The 18,394-nt window shown below is 41.6% G+C and carries 19 protein-coding genes; all 19 read left to right on the plus strand.

Annotation, left to right across the window (positions count from 1 at the left end; translation table 11 throughout):
- Positions 1 to 137: 137 nt before the first annotated feature.
- The 19 genes from rpoB (at position 138) to rplN (ending at position 18,364) form a co-directional block, all read left to right on the plus strand.
- Complete coding sequence (gene rpoB, locus QUF94_RS26165) at positions 138 to 3,707, plus strand: DNA-directed RNA polymerase subunit beta (protein WP_289318643.1); 3,570 nt, start codon at positions 138 to 140, stop codon at positions 3,705 to 3,707.
- 178 nt (positions 3,708 to 3,885) lie between these two features.
- On the plus strand, positions 3,886 to 7,485 hold the full coding sequence (gene rpoC, locus QUF94_RS26170) for a DNA-directed RNA polymerase subunit beta' (protein ID WP_289318644.1): 3,600 nt from the start codon (positions 3,886 to 3,888) through the stop codon (positions 7,483 to 7,485).
- A gap of 291 nt (positions 7,486 to 7,776) precedes the next feature.
- Positions 7,777 to 8,025 (plus strand): 50S ribosomal protein L7ae-like protein, encoded by a 249-nt coding sequence (locus tag QUF94_RS26175; protein WP_034305040.1) that lies wholly within the window; start codon positions 7,777 to 7,779, stop codon positions 8,023 to 8,025.
- Positions 8,026 to 8,129: 104 nt separating this feature from the next.
- Complete coding sequence (gene rpsL / locus QUF94_RS26180; RefSeq protein ID WP_061440379.1) at positions 8,130 to 8,552, plus strand: 30S ribosomal protein S12; 423 nt, start codon at positions 8,130 to 8,132, stop codon at positions 8,550 to 8,552.
- Positions 8,553 to 8,593: 41 nt separating this feature from the next.
- A complete protein-coding gene (gene rpsG / locus QUF94_RS26185) occupies positions 8,594 to 9,064 on the plus strand; it encodes a 30S ribosomal protein S7 (protein ID WP_048677878.1) in 471 nt (156 codons plus the stop codon).
- Positions 9,065 to 9,108: 44 nt separating this feature from the next.
- On the plus strand, positions 9,109 to 11,187 hold the full coding sequence (fusA, locus tag QUF94_RS26190; RefSeq protein ID WP_289318645.1) for an elongation factor G: 2,079 nt from the start codon (positions 9,109 to 9,111) through the stop codon (positions 11,185 to 11,187).
- Positions 11,188 to 11,307: 120 nt separating this feature from the next.
- Positions 11,308 to 12,495, plus strand: a complete 1,188-nt coding sequence (gene tuf / locus QUF94_RS26195; protein WP_053349066.1) for an elongation factor Tu — start codon at positions 11,308 to 11,310, stop codon at positions 12,493 to 12,495.
- Positions 12,496 to 12,916: 421 nt separating this feature from the next.
- Positions 12,917 to 13,225 carry a 30S ribosomal protein S10 gene (gene rpsJ / locus QUF94_RS26200; RefSeq protein ID WP_019244375.1) on the plus strand — a complete coding sequence of 103 codons (309 nt, stop codon included), beginning with the start codon at positions 12,917 to 12,919 and terminating at the stop codon, positions 13,223 to 13,225.
- Positions 13,226 to 13,265: 40 nt separating this feature from the next.
- On the plus strand, positions 13,266 to 13,895 hold the full coding sequence (gene rplC / locus QUF94_RS26205) for a 50S ribosomal protein L3 (RefSeq protein WP_061440382.1): 630 nt from the start codon (positions 13,266 to 13,268) through the stop codon (positions 13,893 to 13,895).
- Positions 13,896 to 13,920: 25 nt separating this feature from the next.
- Positions 13,921 to 14,544, plus strand: coding sequence for a 50S ribosomal protein L4 (gene rplD / locus QUF94_RS26210; protein ID WP_289318646.1), 624 nt, complete (start codon positions 13,921 to 13,923; stop codon positions 14,542 to 14,544).
- Positions 14,544 to 14,828: a 50S ribosomal protein L23 gene (gene rplW / locus QUF94_RS26215; RefSeq protein ID WP_034305023.1), complete on the plus strand. Its 285-nt coding sequence runs from the start codon at positions 14,544 to 14,546 to the stop codon at positions 14,826 to 14,828. Before rplD ends, rplW begins: the two co-directional genes overlap by 1 nt.
- 26 nt (positions 14,829 to 14,854) lie before the next feature.
- Positions 14,855 to 15,685, plus strand: coding sequence for a 50S ribosomal protein L2 (gene rplB / locus QUF94_RS26220; RefSeq protein WP_061440383.1), 831 nt, complete (start codon positions 14,855 to 14,857; stop codon positions 15,683 to 15,685).
- Between the two features lie 60 nt (positions 15,686 to 15,745).
- Positions 15,746 to 16,024, plus strand: coding sequence for a 30S ribosomal protein S19 (rpsS, locus tag QUF94_RS26225; RefSeq protein ID WP_034305018.1), 279 nt, complete (start codon positions 15,746 to 15,748; stop codon positions 16,022 to 16,024).
- A 17-nt stretch (positions 16,025 to 16,041) separates the two neighbouring features.
- Complete coding sequence (gene rplV / locus QUF94_RS26230) at positions 16,042 to 16,383, plus strand: 50S ribosomal protein L22 (protein WP_061440384.1); 342 nt, start codon at positions 16,042 to 16,044, stop codon at positions 16,381 to 16,383.
- A 3-nt stretch (positions 16,384 to 16,386) separates the two neighbouring features.
- Positions 16,387 to 17,043 carry a 30S ribosomal protein S3 gene (rpsC, locus tag QUF94_RS26235; RefSeq protein WP_289318647.1) on the plus strand — a complete coding sequence of 219 codons (657 nt, stop codon included), beginning with the start codon at positions 16,387 to 16,389 and terminating at the stop codon, positions 17,041 to 17,043.
- A 1-nt stretch (position 17,044) separates the two neighbouring features.
- A complete protein-coding gene (gene rplP / locus QUF94_RS26240) occupies positions 17,045 to 17,479 on the plus strand; it encodes a 50S ribosomal protein L16 (RefSeq protein WP_053349061.1) in 435 nt (144 codons plus the stop codon).
- Positions 17,469 to 17,672, plus strand: a complete 204-nt coding sequence (rpmC, locus tag QUF94_RS26245) for a 50S ribosomal protein L29 (protein ID WP_034305010.1) — start codon at positions 17,469 to 17,471, stop codon at positions 17,670 to 17,672. Before rplP ends, rpmC begins: the two co-directional genes overlap by 11 nt.
- Before the next feature lie 18 nt (positions 17,673 to 17,690).
- Positions 17,691 to 17,954: a 30S ribosomal protein S17 gene (rpsQ, locus tag QUF94_RS26250; RefSeq protein ID WP_034305007.1), complete on the plus strand. Its 264-nt coding sequence runs from the start codon at positions 17,691 to 17,693 to the stop codon at positions 17,952 to 17,954.
- 41 nt (positions 17,955 to 17,995) lie between these two features.
- The gene (gene rplN, locus QUF94_RS26255; protein ID WP_061440386.1) at positions 17,996 to 18,364 is read left to right on the plus strand and encodes a 50S ribosomal protein L14; all 369 of its coding nucleotides are present in this window, start codon (positions 17,996 to 17,998) and stop codon (positions 18,362 to 18,364) included.
- Positions 18,365 to 18,394: the final 30 nt, after the last annotated feature.

Genomic DNA, 18,394 nt, shown 5'->3' on the forward strand with positions numbered 1-18,394 from the left:
AAAATATATAAATAATAGTTCGTTTTATGAGAAATAGTGGTTTTTAAAATAAAAACCATTTTCTTTTTGTCTATGGAAATGATTCCTTTTCCGGGGCAAATGGATCCTTATAACGCTTGATTTAAGGGGTGAATCAGTTGACAGGTCAACTTGTTCAGTATGGACGACACCGCCAACGTAGAAGTTATGCAAGAATCAGTGAGGTTTTGGATCTTCCGAATCTGATTGAAATTCAAACAGCTTCTTATCAATGGTTTCTAGATGTAGGTTTAAAGGAAATGTTCCAGGATATTTCTCCTATTGAGGATTTTACAGGTAATTTATCGTTAGAATTCATCGATTACAGCTTAGCTGAGCCGAAGTATTCTGTGGAAGAAACAAAAGAACGCGATGTTACGTATTCTGCACCACTTCGTGTGAAAGTGCGCCTTGTTAACAAAGAAACAGGGGAAGTGAAAGACCAGGATGTATTTATGGGCGACTTCCCGCTGATGACTGAAACAGGTACATTTGTCATCAATGGTGCTGAACGGGTAATTGTATCCCAATTAGTGCGCTCACCGAGTGTTTACTACAACGGGAAAATGGATAAAAACGGTAAGCTTGGGTTCTCTGCGACCGTCATTCCTAACCGTGGCGCATGGCTCGAATATGAAACAGATGCCAAGGATGTTGTGTATGTTCGAATCGATCGCACCAGGAAATTACCGATAACGGTATTGATGCGTGCCCTTGGATTCGGAACTGATCAAGAAATCATTGATTTGATTGGTGACAACGAATACCTTCGCAACACTCTTGAAAAGGATAACACCGAGAGTGTAGAAAAAGCATTGCTAGAAATCTATGAGCGTCTACGCCCAGGTGAACCACCTACTGTCGATAACGCGAAAAGTCTTTTAGTATCCCGCTTTTTCGATCCGAAACGTTATGATTTAGCTAACGTAGGTCGTTATAAAATAAACAAAAAACTGCATATTAAGAACCGTTTATTCGGACAACGTATTGCAGAGACTTTGATTGATCCTGAAACAGGGGAAATCATCGTTGAAAAAGGTACAATGCTTGATCGTCGGACTCTTGATAGGATTCTGCCTCATATCGAAGCTGGAATCGGATTCAAAACTTTCCATCCATCAGGTGGCGTAGTAGAGGAAGAAACTCTTCTTCAACCTATTAAAGTCTTTGCACCAAACGATGCTGAAGGCGAAAAAGTGATCAATATCATCGGTAATGCCTATGTGACCGACCAGGTCAAAAACATTACACCGGCTGATATCATTTCTTCCATTAGTTATTTCTTTAACTTATTGCATGGTGTGGGAATCACGGATGACATTGACCATTTAGGTAACCGTCGTCTGCGTTCCGTTGGTGAATTGCTGCAAAACCAATTTAGAATTGGTTTATCCCGTATGGAGCGTGTCGTTCGTGAAAGAATGTCTATTCAAGATACGAATACAATCACTCCGCAGCAACTAATTAACATTCGCCCAGTCATTGCGTCTATTAAAGAGTTCTTTGGAAGCTCACAGCTTTCCCAATTCATGGATCAAACGAATCCGCTTGCTGAATTGACGCATAAACGTCGTCTATCTGCATTGGGACCTGGTGGTCTGACACGTGAGCGTGCTGGCTTTGAAGTGCGTGACGTTCATTATTCCCACTATGGCCGTATGTGTCCGATTGAAACGCCTGAGGGCCCGAATATTGGTTTGATTAACTCATTGTCCAGTTTTGCAAAGGTAAACCCATATGGTTTCATTGAAACACCATATCGCCGTGTGAATCCTGAAACTGGTAGAATTACAAGCCAAATCGATTACTTAACAGCTGATGAGGAAGATAACTATGTAGTTGCCCAAGCGAATGTACGTCTATCAGATGACGGCTCATTCCTTGATAATGATGTTGTTGCACGTTTCCGCGGTGAAAATACCGTTGTTCCGCGTGACCGCGTAGATTACATGGATGTATCTCCTAAACAGGTTGTATCTGCTGCGACAGCATGTATTCCTTTCTTGGAGAATGATGACTCCAACCGTGCCCTTATGGGAGCGAACATGCAACGTCAAGCAGTGCCTTTGCTACAACCGGAAGCCCCTCGAGTTGGAACGGGTATGGAATATGTTTCAGCGAAAGACTCCGGTGCTGCTGTCATCTGTAAACACCCTGGTATCGTAGAGCACGTTGAATCACGTGAAGTATGGGTTCGCAGGGTAAGTGAAGTTGACGGACAGCAAGTAAAAGGAAACCTTGATAAATACCGTCTATTAAAATTCATTCGTTCTAACCAAGGAACGTGCTATAATCAACGCCCTATCGTCAGTGTTGGCGACAACGTCGTAAAAGGTGAAATTCTTGCTGATGGTCCTTCAATGGAAAAAGGTGAGTTAGCACTTGGACGTAACGTATTGGTTGCCTTCATGACATGGGATGGGTATAACTATGAAGATGCCATCATCATGAGTGAGCGATTGGTTAAAGATGATGTGTACACTTCTATCCATATTGAAGAATATGAGTCTGAATCACGCGATACGAAATTAGGACCTGAAGAAATCACCCGTGATATCCCTAACGTAGGGGAAGATGCGCTTCGTAATCTTGATGAGCGTGGAATAATCCGTGTGGGTGCTGAAGTAAAAGACGGAGACCTTCTAGTGGGTAAAGTCACGCCTAAAGGTGTAACGGAACTGACTGCTGAAGAACGTCTATTACATGCAATCTTCGGTGAAAAAGCTCGTGAAGTAAGGGATACATCACTTCGTGTACCTCACGGCGGCGGTGGAATCGTTCTTGATGTTAAAGTATTTAACAGAGAAGACGGCGATGAACTACCTCCTGGTGTAAACCAGCTCGCACGTGTATATATCGTACAAAAACGTAAAATCCATGAAGGCGATAAAATGGCTGGACGACATGGTAACAAAGGGGTAATCTCCAGGATCCTTCCTGAAGAAGATATGCCTTATTTACCAGATGGCACTCCAGTCGACATCATGTTAAACCCATTGGGTGTACCTTCACGTATGAACATCGGTCAAGTGTTGGAGCTTCACTTAGGTATGGCTGCACGCGCACTTGGCATTCATGTAGCATCTCCTGTATTCGATGGTGCTACTGAGGAAGACGTTTGGGGTACGATTGAAGAAGCCGGGATGTCTCGTGATGCAAAAACTGTCCTTTATGATGGCCGTTCAGGTGAAGCTTTCGATAACCGTGTATCCGTTGGTGTCATGTATATGATCAAACTGGCACATATGGTCGATGATAAACTTCACGCACGTTCAACTGGACCTTACTCCCTTGTTACGCAGCAACCACTTGGTGGTAAAGCGCAATTTGGTGGACAGCGTTTCGGTGAGATGGAAGTATGGGCACTTGAAGCTTATGGTGCTGCTTATACATTACAAGAAATCCTAACCGTTAAATCAGATGATGTCGTAGGTCGTGTTAAAACGTACGAAGCGATTGTCAAAGGTGAAAATGTCCCTGAACCAGGCGTTCCTGAGTCCTTCAAAGTATTGATTAAGGAGCTTCAAAGTTTAGGATTGGATGTTAAAATTCTTAATGCCGAAGATCGTGAAATCGAAATGCGTGATTTGGAAGATGAAGAAGAGGCCAACCAAGCAGACAAATTAAGCCTTGATTCAGAAACTAAAGATATGGTTGCTTCCGAAGTAGGGGCACCTGTCAAAGAATAAATATAAACATATCTAGTTATATATCACCCGCTCTGACTGGCAGCAAGATGTTTCTTTGAAGATCATGCTGCCTTGTTAGAGCCTTATTGATTCAATCAACCATCATCCGGTGTAAGATTGCCTGATACTTGACGGCAATCGAGGGTTAAACCTGGAGATTAAAAGGGAGGTAGGCCCCTTGTTAGACGTTAATAATTTTGAGTATATGAAAATTGGTCTTGCTTCACCAGACAAGATTCGTTCTTGGTCCCATGGAGAAGTTAAAAAACCAGAAACAATCAACTATCGTACGTTAAAGCCAGAAAAAGACGGTTTATTCTGTGAGAGAATTTTTGGACCTCAAAAGGACTGGGAATGTCATTGCGGAAAATATAAACGTGTTCGTTATAAAGGCGTAGTCTGTGACCGTTGTGGCGTCGAAGTCACTCGTGCTAAGGTACGTCGTGAGCGTATGGGTCATATTGAGCTGGCAGCTCCAGTTTCACACATATGGTATTTTAAAGGAATCCCTAGCCGTATGGGACTTGTTCTTGACATGTCTCCACGTGCATTGGAAGAAGTTATTTACTTCGCATCTTACGTAGTAACTGAAACGGGCGATACAACTTTAGAAAAGAAACAACTTCTTTCTGAAAAGGAATATCGTACATACCGTGAGAAATACGGTAAGAAGTTCCAAGCTGCCATGGGTGCGGAAGCTATTAAAAAACTTTTACAAGATATTGATACGGAAAAGGAAGTAGAGTCGTTGAAAGAGGAGCTTAAAACAGCTCAAGGACAACGCAGGACCCGTGCAATCAAACGCTTGGAAGTGCTTGAAGCATTCCGTAACTCCGGAAATGAGCCTTCATGGATGATCCTGGACGTGCTTCCGGTCATTCCACCGGAACTTCGCCCGATGGTTCAACTTGATGGTGGACGTTTTGCCACATCTGATCTAAATGATTTATATCGCCGTGTTATCAACCGTAATAATCGGTTGAAAAGATTACTGGACCTTGGGGCACCAAGCATTATCGTTCAAAATGAGAAGCGTATGCTACAAGAAGCTGTCGATGCTCTTATCGATAATGGCCGTCGCGGCCGTCCGGTAACTGGACCTGGTAACCGTCCGTTAAAATCTTTATCTCACATGTTAAAAGGTAAACAAGGTCGTTTCCGTCAAAACCTTCTTGGTAAACGTGTTGATTATTCTGGCCGTTCCGTTATCGTAGTTGGACCAAACTTAAAGATGTACCAATGTGGTCTTCCGAAAGAAATGGCGATTGAATTATTCAAACCATTCGTTATGAAGGAGCTTGTTCAAAGAGGTCTAGCGCATAACATCAAATCTGCCAAGCGCAAAATTGAACGTTTATCTCCTGAAATATGGGATGTACTAGAAGAAGTCATAAGAGAACATCCAGTACTATTGAACCGTGCACCGACTCTTCACAGACTTGGTATCCAAGCGTTTGAACCAACGTTGGTTGAAGGTCGCGCAATTCGTTTGCATCCGCTCGTATGTACAGCTTACAACGCTGACTTTGACGGTGACCAAATGGCGGTCCACGTTCCTCTATCTTCTGAAGCCCAAGCCGAAGCACGCATGCTTATGCTTGCAGCACAGAACATTTTGAACCCTAAAGATGGTAAACCAGTCGTAACACCTTCTCAAGATATGGTATTAGGTAACTATTACTTAACATTGGAAAGAGAAGGCGCAATCGGTGAGGGTATGATCTTTAAAGATACAAGTGAAGCATTACTTGCATACCAAAACGGATATGTACACCTGCATTCCCGTTGTGCTGTACATGCATCGTCACTAAATAATGAAACTTTCACTGAAGCGCAAAACAGCCAACTTCTAATTACGACCGTTGGTAAATTGATCTTCAATGAAATTTTACCAAAATCATTCCCGTATATTAACGAACCAACACGATATAATTTGGAAACGAAAACTCCAGAGAAATATTTTGTGGAAAAAGGCGCTAATATCCCTGAAATGATTAAGGCCCAACCTGCTATCGATCCATTCAAGAAAAAAATTCTTGGAAATATCATTGCGGAAGTCTTTAAACGTTTTAAAATTACCGAAACATCCAAAATGCTTGACCGGATGAAAGATCTTGGTTTCAAATATTCGACAAAAGCTGGTATTACCGTTGGTGTGGCTGATATTGTCGTTTTAAAAGAAAAACAAGAAATCATCACTGAGGCTCAAACCAAAGTGGATAACGTCTTGAAACAGTTCAGACGTGGTCTGATTACAGAGGATGAGCGTTATGATCGCGTTATCTCAATTTGGAGTGCTGCCAAGGATACCATTCAGTCCAAACTTATGGACTCACTGGACCGACGCAACCCGATCTTCATGATGAGTGACTCCGGTGCCCGTGGTAATGCATCCAACTTTACGCAGCTTGCGGGTATGCGTGGTTTGATGGCCAACCCGGCTGGACGTATCATTGAATTACCAATCAAATCAAGTTTCCGTGAAGGTTTAACAGTGTTAGAGTACTTCATCTCTACACATGGTGCGCGTAAAGGTCTTGCCGATACAGCACTTAAAACAGCCGATTCCGGTTACCTTACCCGTCGACTTGTTGACGTTGCCCAAGATGTCATCATCCGTGATGACGATTGTGGAACGGACCGCGGTTTGAAAATTTCAGCCTTGAGAGAGGGCACTGAAATAATTGAGCATCTTGAAGAGCGCCTAGTAGGCCGTTATGCAAGAAAAGCGATTAAACATCCAGAAACAAATGAAGTGATCGTGGCTGAAAATGATCTTATCACTGAAGATCTTGCTGATTATATTGATTCACTTGGTATTGAAACAGCTTGGATCCGTTCTGCCTTTACATGTAACACCAGCCATGGTGTATGTAAAAAATGTTATGGACGCAACTTGGCTACCGGTCAAGAAGTTGAAGTGGGCGAAGCAGTCGGTATTATCGCCGCTCAATCAATCGGAGAACCTGGTACACAGTTAACGATGCGTACATTCCATACTGGTGGGGTTGCTGGGGACGATATCACTCAAGGTCTTCCTCGTATCCAAGAGATATTTGAAGCGAGAAACCCTAAAGGTCAAGCCGTCATTTCCGAAATCGAAGGAACGATTGTTTCGATTAATGAAATTCGGGATAAACAACAGGAAATCGTTGTTCAAGGAGCAGTTGAATCACGCACATATACTGCGCCGTACACAGCGCGCTTAAGAGTAACTGTTGATACGCCTGTCCGTCGTGGTGAAGAGTTAACAGAGGGTTCTATCGATCCGAAAGAATTGCTGAAGGTTACAGATGTACTTACTGTTCAGGAATACCTGCTTCATGAAGTTCAAAAAGTATACCGGATGCAAGGGGTTGAAATCGGTGATAAACACATCGAGGTAATGGTTAGACAAATGATGCGTAAAGTCCGTGTGCTTGACGCAGGTGAAACTGAAGTACTTCCAGGAACATTATTGGATGTTAACCAATTCACTACTGCAAACACAGATGCATTGTTGACTAACAAGTTACCTGCTACAGGACGCCCTGTATTACTGGGTATCACGAAAGCATCCCTAGAAACGGATTCCTTCTTGTCCGCCGCGTCATTCCAAGAAACGACTAGAGTCTTGACTGATGCAGCAATAAAAGGAAAACGTGATGAATTGCTTGGACTTAAAGAAAATGTCATCATCGGTAAACTTGTCCCTGCAGGAACAGGAATGCTTAGATACAGAAAAGCAAACCCTGTCGTTGTTGGTGACGAAAGTGCCGATACAGTAACAGTGGATTAAAGGAAAAAGGACCAGCTCAATTAAAACTGAAAACCACACTCCTGTATTCGAGTGGAGCTGAAGGGTCAGAATTTATTGTGCTGGTCTCTCTTATTACTCAAGGTCGCCTGAAAAGAAGTACGAGGAATGGATATATTACCTCTAGGCAAATTGATAATCTTAATAGAATTATGTAAGGAAAACCTTTTGCTTGAAATATTTTTTATGAAAGAAGTTGACAGTATCCGACTTATAATGATACTATAGCAAAGGTGCTCCTATGTTACCCTGTAACTTTGGAGGATATGGACCATGTCTTATGAAAAAGTAATACAGGCAAAGTCAGTGATTATAGGGACGAAACAAGCAGTTAGAGCTCTTAAAAACAATTTAATTCAAGAAGTTATCATCGCTGATGATGCAGATATATACTTGACTGGGCGTGTCGTTGAGACCGCTAAAGAATTGGATGTTCCTATCACATATGTTGATTCGATGAGAATGCTTGGCAAAGCATGTGGTATTGATGTCGGAGCAGCAACTGTTGCCATTAAAAAGTAAAAATGTTTTTGCAATAATATTTGCAAAGACTTTGTTTTTACCCATTTATGAACCACCTGGATGTGTGGTACTAGAAATGAAAACGTGAAGGGAGGAAAAATGTAATGCCTACTATTAATCAATTAGTGCGTAAAGGACGCGAGTCTAAAGAGGTTAAATCAAAATCTCCAGCACTTAACAAAGGCTACAACAGCTTTAAAAAAGCACAAACTAACGTATCATCTCCGCAAAAACGTGGTGTTTGCACTCGTGTGGGTACTATGACACCGAAAAAACCAAACTCCGCGTTACGTAAATATGCGCGTGTACGTTTAACAAACGGTATCGAGGTAACAGCTTATATCCCAGGTATCGGTCACAACCTACAAGAACACAGCGTGGTTCTTATCCGTGGCGGTCGTGTAAAAGATTTACCAGGAGTACGTTATCACATCGTACGTGGTGCTCTTGATACTGCTGGAGTTAACAATCGTATGCAAGGCCGTTCTAAATACGGTACTAAGCGTCCGAAAGCAGCAAAAAAATAATCTCAAACAAAAATTAAACTTTCTTGAAAGGAGGAAATATAATGCCTCGTAAAGGACCTGTAACGAAAAGAGACGTATTACCAGATCCAATTTATAATTCAAAACTTGTGACTCGCTTAATCAACAAATTAATGGTTGATGGACAAAGAGGTAAATCACAAAAAATTCTTTACTCTGCATTTGATTTAATCAAAGAACGTACTGGCAATGAGCCGATCGAAGTTTTTGATCAAGCACTTAAAAACATCATGCCTGTATTAGAAGTAAAAGCACGCCGTGTGGGTGGAGCTAACTACCAAGTACCAGTTGAGGTGCGTCCAGACCGTAAATCGACTCTAGGACTTCGTTGGTTAGTAAACTACTCTCGCCTTCGTGGAGAAAAAACGATGGAAGAGCGTTTAGCTTATGAAATCATGGATGCTGCCAACAATACTGGAGCAGCAGTTAAGAAACGTGAAGATACACACAAAATGGCTGAAGCTAACAAAGCATTCGCTCATTATCGTTGGTAAGATTAATTACTATAAAATCCTTATAGAAGGAAGGAGAAAGACAAATGGCAAGAGAGTTCTCCTTAGCAAACACTCGTAATATCGGTATCATGGCTCACATCGATGCTGGTAAAACGACAACAACAGAACGTGTTCTATATTACACTGGTAAAATCCACAAAATCGGTGAAACACACGAAGGTGCTTCACAAATGGACTGGATGGAACAGGAACAAGAACGCGGGATCACGATCACATCCGCTGCAACAACAGCACAGTGGAAAGGTCACCGTGTAAACATCATCGATACACCGGGACACGTAGACTTCACAGTTGAAGTTGAACGTTCTTTGCGCGTACTTGATGGAGCTGTAGCTGTACTTGATGCCCAATCAGGTGTTGAGCCTCAAACTGAAACAGTTTGGCGCCAAGCTACAACTTACGGTGTACCACGTGTCGTATTCGTAAATAAAATGGACAAAATCGGTGCAGACTTCCTCTACTCAGTTGGAACTATCATCGACCGTCTTCAAGCTAATGCACACCCAGTTCAGTTACCAATCGGCGCTGAAGATCAATTCTCTGCAATCATTGACCTTATTGAAATGAAAGCTCATTTCTATGGTAATGACCTAGGAACTGATATCTCTGTTGGTGAAATTCCTGAAGAACATCGCGAATTAGCTGAAGAATACCGTGAAAAGCTTGTTGAAGCAGTAGCGGAAGTTAATGAAGACTTAATGGAAAAATACCTTGGCGGCGAAGAAATCAGCGTTGCTGAATTAAAAGCTGCTATTCGTACAGCAACCGTTAACGTTGAATTCTTCCCAGTTATCTGTGGATCAGCTTTCAAAAACAAAGGTGTTCAATTAATGCTTGATAACGTTATCGACTTCCTTCCATCTCCATTGGACGTACCAGCTATTAAAGGTACTCTGCCGGATTCAGAAGAAGAAGTAGAACGTCATTCAGATGATTCTGAACCGTTCTCAGCTTTAGCGTTTAAAGTTATGACTGACCCTTACGTTGGTAAACTTACATTCTTCCGTGTGTACTCAGGTACATTAGAATCAGGATCATATGTAATCAACTCAACTAAAGGTAAACGTGAACGTATTGGACGTATCCTTCAAATGCATGCAAACAGCCGTGAAGAAATCTCAACTGTATACGCAGGGGATATCGCAGCAGCTGTTGGATTGAAAGATACTACAACTGGAGATACACTATGTGATGACAAGAACCAAGTAATTCTTGAATCAATGGTATTCCCAGAGCCGGTTATTTCACTTTCAGTAGAACCGAAATCAAAAGCAGACCAAGACAAAATGTCTCAAGCTTTACAAAAGCTACAAGATGAAGATCCAACATTCCGTGCGCATACTGACCAAGAAACTGGTCAAACGATCATCGCTGGTATGGGTGAACTTCACTTGGACATCCTTGTTGACCGTATGCGTCGCGAATTCAAAGTGGAAGCAAACGTTGGTGCTCCTCAAGTAGCATACCGTGAAACTTTCCGTGGTTCAGCTAAGGTTGAAGGTAAATTCGTTCGCCAATCAGGTGGTCGTGGACAATTTGGACACGTATGGATTGAATTTGGTCCAAACGAAGAAGGTAAAGGATTCGAATTTGAAAATGCTATCGTCGGTGGTGTAGTACCACGTGAATATATCCCTGCTGTACAAGCTGGATTAGTTGATTCACTTGACCGTGGTGTACTTGCTGGTTACCCGCTAGTCGACATCAAAGCAAAATTATTTGACGGTTCATACCATGACGTTGACTCCAACGAAATGGCATTTAAAATTGCTGCTTCAATGGCACTTAAAAATGCTGCTTCTAAGTGTAAACCGGTTATCCTTGAACCAATCATGAAAGTGGAAGTAGTTATTCCTGAAGATTATCTAGGTGACATCATGGGAGATATCACATCTCGTCGTGGTCGCGTAGAAGGTATGGAAGCTCGCGGTAACACGCAAATGGTTAAAGCAATGGTTCCACTATCTGAAATGTTCGGATATGCTACATCTCTACGTTCTAACACACAAGGACGCGGAACATTCTCTATGCACTTCGACCATTATGAAGAAGTACCTAAGAGCATTTCTGAAGAGATCATCAAAAAAAATAAAGGTGAATAATTGATTTTCACCTCTTATTAAAGTATAACTATCTTATGTAAGCTGTGATGGAAGAATTAGTCTTCTTTCACAGCCCTATATACTTAATCTTTTATTTATAATTTTAAGGAGGAATTCCTAATGGGAAAAGCTAAATTTGATCGTTCAAAACCGCACGTTAACGTTGGAACAATTGGTCACGTCGACCATGGTAAAACAACTCTAACAGCTGCAATCACAACTGTACTTGCTAAAACTGGTGGAGCAGAAGCTCGCGCTTATGACCAAATCGATGGTGCTCCAGAAGAAAGAGAACGTGGTATCACAATCTCTACTGCACACGTTGAGTACGAAACAGCTACTCGTCACTATGCACACGTTGACTGCCCAGGACATGCTGACTATGTTAAAAACATGATCACTGGTGCTGCACAAATGGACGGCGGAATCCTAGTAGTATCTGCTGCTGATGGCCCAATGCCACAAACTCGTGAGCACATCCTTCTTTCTCGTCAAGTAGGTGTACCATTCCTAGTAGTATTCATGAACAAATGCGACATGGTTGATGACGAAGAACTTCTTGAATTAGTAGAAATGGAAATTCGTGACCTTCTTTCTGAATACGAATTCCCTGGCGATGACATTCCAGTTATCAAAGGATCTGCACTAAAAGCTCTTCAAGGAGAAGCTGCTTGGGAAGAAAAAATTCATGAATTAATGACAGCTGTTGACGAGTATATCCCAGAACCAACTCGTGACACTGACAAACCATTCATGATGCCAGTTGAGGATGTATTCTCTATCACTGGTCGTGGTACAGTTGCTACTGGCCGTGTTGAGCGTGGACAAGTTAAAGTCGGTGACGTTGTTGATATCATCGGTTTCAACGAAGAGTCTAAACCAACAACTGTAACAGGTGTTGAAATGTTCCGTAAACTTCTTGACTATGCTGAAGCTGGTGACAACATCGGTGCACTTCTTCGTGGTGTATCCCGTGAAGATATCCAACGTGGACAAGTACTTGCTAAACCAGGTACAATCACTCCACACACAAAGTTCAAAGCTGAAGTTTATGTTCTATCTAAAGAAGAAGGTGGACGTCACACTCCATTCTTTACAAACTACCGTCCTCAGTTCTACTTCCGTACAACTGACGTAACTGGTATTTGTAACCTTCCAGAAGGCGTAGAAATGGTTATGCCTGGAGACAACATCGAAATGACTGTAGAACTTATCGCTCCAATCGCTATCGAAGAAGGTACTAAATTCTCTATCCGTGAGGGTGGACGTACTGTAGGCGCTGGCGTCGTTGCTACAATCACTGAGTAATTAATTCTTAAATGAATATTGGAAGGGACGCCTTCCGGGAAAAGCAGATGGGACGCCATCTGCTTTTTTTCTATTTTAGAGGACTTTTCATGTTTACTTCTATAATATCCATTGAAAAATGGAAGTATTCCAAAGAGAATGTTGTTGATTTATCAAATGAAGAAAATGGATATGAAAGACCGTGTAGAATGTACTTGTAAATACTTAAGATAGTATGTATAATAATAAAAGTGTGTTGCACAAGAAAAATCTAAGTTTAACTTGCATTCTACTTGTGCTTTATGTATAATAGACAATGTTGGTCTTTGACTGCGATGATATGGAAGGTTGCTGACACACCCGGCCGCTTTGCCATGGCGAGTGTGTGGGAAATTTCCATTGAGAAGGTCTATTTTAAAATAGGCGAAAAGGAGGGAAAATTATGGCAAAACAAAAAATTCGTATCCGTTTAAAAGCATATGATCACAGAATTCTTGATCAATCTGCTGAGAAAATTGTTGAAACTGCAAAACGTTCTGGTGCGGCTGTATCTGGTCCGATTCCATTGCCTACTGAAAGATCGGTTTACACGATCCTACGTGCGGTTCATAAATACAAAGACTCTCGTGAACAATTCGAAATGCGTACGCATAAACGTCTAATCGACATCGTTAATCCAACTCCACAAACAGTTGATTCATTGATGCGTTTAGATTTACCATCAGGCGTTGACATTGAAATCAAATTATAATTCATATAAATATGAACAATTACTCTAGGAGGTGTGACTTATGACCAAAGGAATCTTAGGAAGAAAAATCGGTATGACTCAAGTTTTTGCTGAAAACGGCGAACTTATCCCGGTAACAGTTATCGAAGCTGCTAATAACGTGGTTCTTCAAAAGAAAACTGTTGAAACTGATGGCTATGAAGCAGTTCAAGTTGGTTTTGAAAACAAACGTGAAAAGCTTTCTAACAAACCTGAAAAGGGACATGTTGAAAAAGCAAATACTACTCCTAAGCGCTTCATTCGCGAATTCCGCGGAACGGATCTTACTGAATATGAGATCGGTCAAGAAGTCAATGTTAGTATTTTCGCAGAAGGCGATTTAGTAGATGTTTCAGGAATTTCAAAAGGTAAAGGTTTCCAAGGCGCTATCAAACGTCACGGACAATCTCGCGGACCGATGACTCATGGTTCTCGTTACCACCGTCGCCCAGGTTCAATGGGTCCTGTAGCTCCAAACCGCGTATTCAAAGGTAAATTATTACCTGGACGTATGGGTGGAGAACAAATTACTGTTCAAAACTTGGCTATCGTTAAAGTTGATGTTGAACGTAACCTACTATTGATCAAAGGTAATGTACCTGGTGCTAGAAAAGCATTGATCAAAGTTAAAACTGCTGTTAAAGCAAAGTAATTTCTGAGAAAGGAGGAGCAATAGAATGCCAAAAGTTACATTGTTCAACCAAACAGGTTCACAAGTTGGCGACATCGAACTAAATGAATCCATCTTTGGTATCGAACCTAATAATCATGTATTATTTGAAGCAATCATTATGCAACGAGCTTCCTTACGTCAAGGAACTCATAAAGTTAAAAACCGTTCTGAAGTTGCAGGCGGTGGACGTAAACCTTGGAAACAAAAAGGAACTGGACGTGCGCGTCAAGGTTCTATCCGTTCTCCACAATGGCGTGGCGGTGGCGTTGTTTTTGGACCAACTCCAAGATCTTACGCTTACAAGCTACCTAAAAAGGTGCGTCGTTTAGCTATTAAATCTGCATTGTCTGCAAAGGCATTGGAAGAGAACATTTTGGTACTTGAAAGCTTGTCTTTCGAAGCTCCAAAAACAAAAGAATTTGTAGCAGTACTTAATAACCTTTCTATTGATACTAAAACGTTGATTGTTACTGACGGATTAGATGAGAAAGTTGCTCTTTCTGCACGTAACATCCCTGGTGTTACTGTAGTTGAAGCTGTTGGTCTTAATGTTCTTGATGTTGTATCACACAACAAATTGATCTTGACTAAATCAGCTGTCGAAAAAGTAGAGGAGGTGCTTGCATAATGGATGCACGCGATATCATTAAGCGCCCCGTAATCACTGAACGCTCTTCAGACATAATGGCTGAAAAAAAATATACTTTTGAAGTTGATGTTAGAGCTAACAAAACTCAAGTTAAAGATGCTGTTCAAGAAATTTTCGGCGTTAAAGTTGAGAAAGTAAACATCATGAACTACAAAGGTAAATTTAAACGTATGGGCAAACATGCAGGCTATACTAACAAGCGCCGTAAAGCAATTGTTAAATTAACTGCTGACAGCAAAGAAATCGAGCTTTTCGAGGCTTAATTCATTAGAGAAGGAGGGAAATACAAATGGCGATTAAGAAGTATAAACCTACCTCTAACGGTCGACGTAATATGACAACTTCCGATTTTGCTGAGATTACTACAGACAAACCGGAAAAATCATTACTTGCTCCTTTACACAGCAAAGGCGGCCGTAATAACCAAGGTAAGTTAACAGTTCGTCATCAAGGTGGCGGCCACAAGCGTCAATACCGTATCATCGATTTCAAACGGAATAAAGATGGTATACCAGGACGCGTTGCTACTATTGAGTACGATCCAAATCGTTCTGCAAACATTGCATTAATTAATTACGTTGATGGAGAAAAACGTTATATCCTAGCTCCGAAAAACCTAGAAGTAGGTTTGGAAATCATGTCAGGTCCAGAAGCTGACATTAAAGTGGGTAACGCACTTCCTCTTATTAACATCCCAGTTGGTACAGTAATTCATAACATCGAACTTAAACCAGGTAAAGGTGGACAATTAGTCCGTTCAGCAGGAACATCTGCTCAAGTACTTGGTAAAGAAGGTCGTTATGTACTTGTACGTTTAAACTCAGGTGAGGTTCGTATGATTCTTGCTACTTGCCGTGCTACAATCGGTCAAGTTGGTAATGAACAACATGAACTTATCAACATTGGTAAAGCTGGCCGTAACCGTTGGTTAGGTAAACGCCCAACAGTTCGTGGATCAGTAATGAACCCGAACGATCACCCGCATGGTGGTGGTGAAGGTAAAGCTCCAATCGGACGTAAATCACCAATGTCTCCATGGGGTAAACCAACTCTTGGATTCAAAACTCGTAAGAAGAAAAATAAATCCGATAAATTTATCGTACGTCGTCGTAAAAAATAACGGGATTGACCTACGGTTCATATATAGAACCGTAGAACAGTCACGAAGGGAGGTACTCGCATGGGTCGTAGCTTAAAAAAAGGGCCTTTTGTTGATGATCATTTATTGGTAAAAGTTGAAAAATTAAATGAAGCTGACAAGAAACAGGTAGTAAAAACTTGGTCTCGTCGCTCAACAATCTTCCCGCAATTCATCGGACATACAATCGCTGTTTATGACGGTCGTAAGCATGTGCCGGTTTATGTAACAGAAGATATGGTAGGTCACAAACTAGGCGAATTCGCGCCTACACGCACTTATAAAGGTCACGCAAGTGATGACAAGAAAACAAGACGTTAATGAGAGGAGGGCATCTCATGCAAGCAAAAGCTGTCGCTAGAACAGTTCGTATTGCTCCTCGTAAAGTGCGTTTAGTCGCAGATTTAATTCGAGGAAAACAAGTAGGTGAAGCAGTAGCGATTCTTCGCTTAACACCAAAATCTGCTTCTCCAGTCGTAGAAAAAATTCTGAAATCTGCTATCGCAAATGCAGAACATAACTACGAAATGGATATCAATAACCTAGTCGTTTCAGAGGCATACGTTAACGAAGGACCAACATTAAAACGTTTCCGTCCTCGCGCTCAAGGTCGTGCGAGTGCAATTAACAAACGTACTAGTCATATTACAATCGTTGTATCAGAAAAGAAGGAGGGGTAATCTGTGGGTCAAAAGGTAAATCCAGTCGGTTTGCGTATCGGGATCATCCGTGATTGGGAATCCAAATGGTACGCTGATAAAGACTACGCAGTTCTTTTGCATGAAGACCTTAAAGTTCGTGAGTATATCGCGAAACGTTTAAGTGATGCTTCTGTATCCAAAGTTGAAATCGAACGTGCAGCTAACCGTATCAATGTATCTGTTCACACTGCTAAACCAGGAATGGTTATCGGTAAGGGCGGTACTGAAGTCGAAGCACTTCGTAAAGCTTTGAACCAGTTAACTGGCAAAAGAGTTCATATCAATATCATTGAAATTAAAAGAGCAGATCTTGACGCAAAATTGGTTGCTGAAAACATCGCTCGTCAATTAGAAAACCGTGTTTCATTCCGTCGTGCTCAAAAACAAGCTATCCAACGTACTATGCGTTCTGGCGCACAAGGAATCAAAACTCAGGTTTCTGGTCGTCTTGGCGGTGCTGATATTGCTCGTGCTGAACATTACAGCGAAGGAACAGTTCCACTTCACACACTTCGTGCTGACATAGATTATGCTCATGCTGAAGCAGATACTACTTACGGTAAGCTAGGCGTGAAAGTTTGGATCTACCGTGGAGAAGTTCTTCCTACTAAGAAGAAATCTGAGGAAGGAGGAAAATAATATGTTATTGCCAAAACGCGTAAAATACCGTCGTGAACACCGCGGTAAGATGAGAGGGATGGCTAAGGGCGGCACTGAAGTTCATTTTGGAGAATTTGGACTTCAAGCTCAAGAAGCTTCCTGGATCACTAACCGCCAAATCGAAGCAGCTCGTATTGCGATGACTCGTTATATGAAACGTGGAGGAAAAGTTTGGATCAAAATTTTCCCAAGCAAACCTTACACAGCTAAGCCGCTTGAAGTACGGATGGGTTCCGGTAAAGGTGCTCCTGAAGGTTGGGTAGCAGTTGTTAAACCGGGCAAAGTATTGTTTGAAATCTCTGGTGTATCTGAAGAGGTGGCAAGAGAAGCATTGCGCCTTGCAGCACACAAACTTCCAATCAAATGCAAGTTTGTAAAAAGAGAGGAAATTGGTGGTGAAACAAATGAAAGCTAATGAAATCAAAGATCTAACCACTGCTGAAATTGAACAAAAACTAAAATCTCTTAAAGAAGAACTATTTAATCTTCGTTTCCAGTTAGCTACTGGACAACTTGAAAATACAGCTCGCATCCGTGAAGTTCGCAAATCGATTGCTCGTATGAAAACAGTTGTTCGTCAAAGAGAGATCGGTGTCACTAATCGATAATGAATGGAGGTTTGCAGAATGAGCGAACGCAACCAACGCAAAATCTACACTGGCCGCGTAGTATCCGATAAAATGGATAAAACAGTAACAGTTGTTGTAGAAACCTATAAAAAGCATTCTTTATACGGTAAACGCGTGAAATACTCTAAAAAGTTAAAAGCTCATGACGAGCTAAACGAAGCTAAAGCAGGCGACGTAGTACGTATCATGGAAACTCGTCCACTTTCAGCTACAAAGCGCTTCCGTCTTGTAGAAGTAGTAGAAAAAGCAGTAATCATTTAATATAGTTCGGATTAAGCTAATTCCGAAGGGAGGTACCGTACATGATTCAACAAGAATCTCGTTTAAAAGTCGCTGACAATTCAGGTGCTCGTGAAGTGCTAACAATTAAAGTCCTAGGTGGTTCTGGCCGTAAAACTGCAAACATCGGTGATGTCATAGTTTGTACAGTTAAACAGGCAACACCAGGAGGCGTTGTTAAAAAAGGTGAAGTCGTTAAGGCTGTTGTTGTCCGTACAAAACGTGGTATGCGTCGTCCTGACGGTTCTTACATTCGTTTTGATGAAAACGCATGTGTAATTATCCGTGACGATAAGAGCCCACGTGGAACTCGTATTTTTGGACCTGTTGCTCGTGAATTACGTGACAATAGTTTCATGAAGATCGTTTCTCTAGCTCCAGAAGTTCTATAATATGTAAAAATTGTATAAAGCCTTTCAAGG

It is taken from the genome of Peribacillus sp. NJ4, assembly GCF_030348345.1.
Taxonomy (GTDB): domain Bacteria; phylum Bacillota; class Bacilli; order Bacillales; family DSM-1321; genus Peribacillus.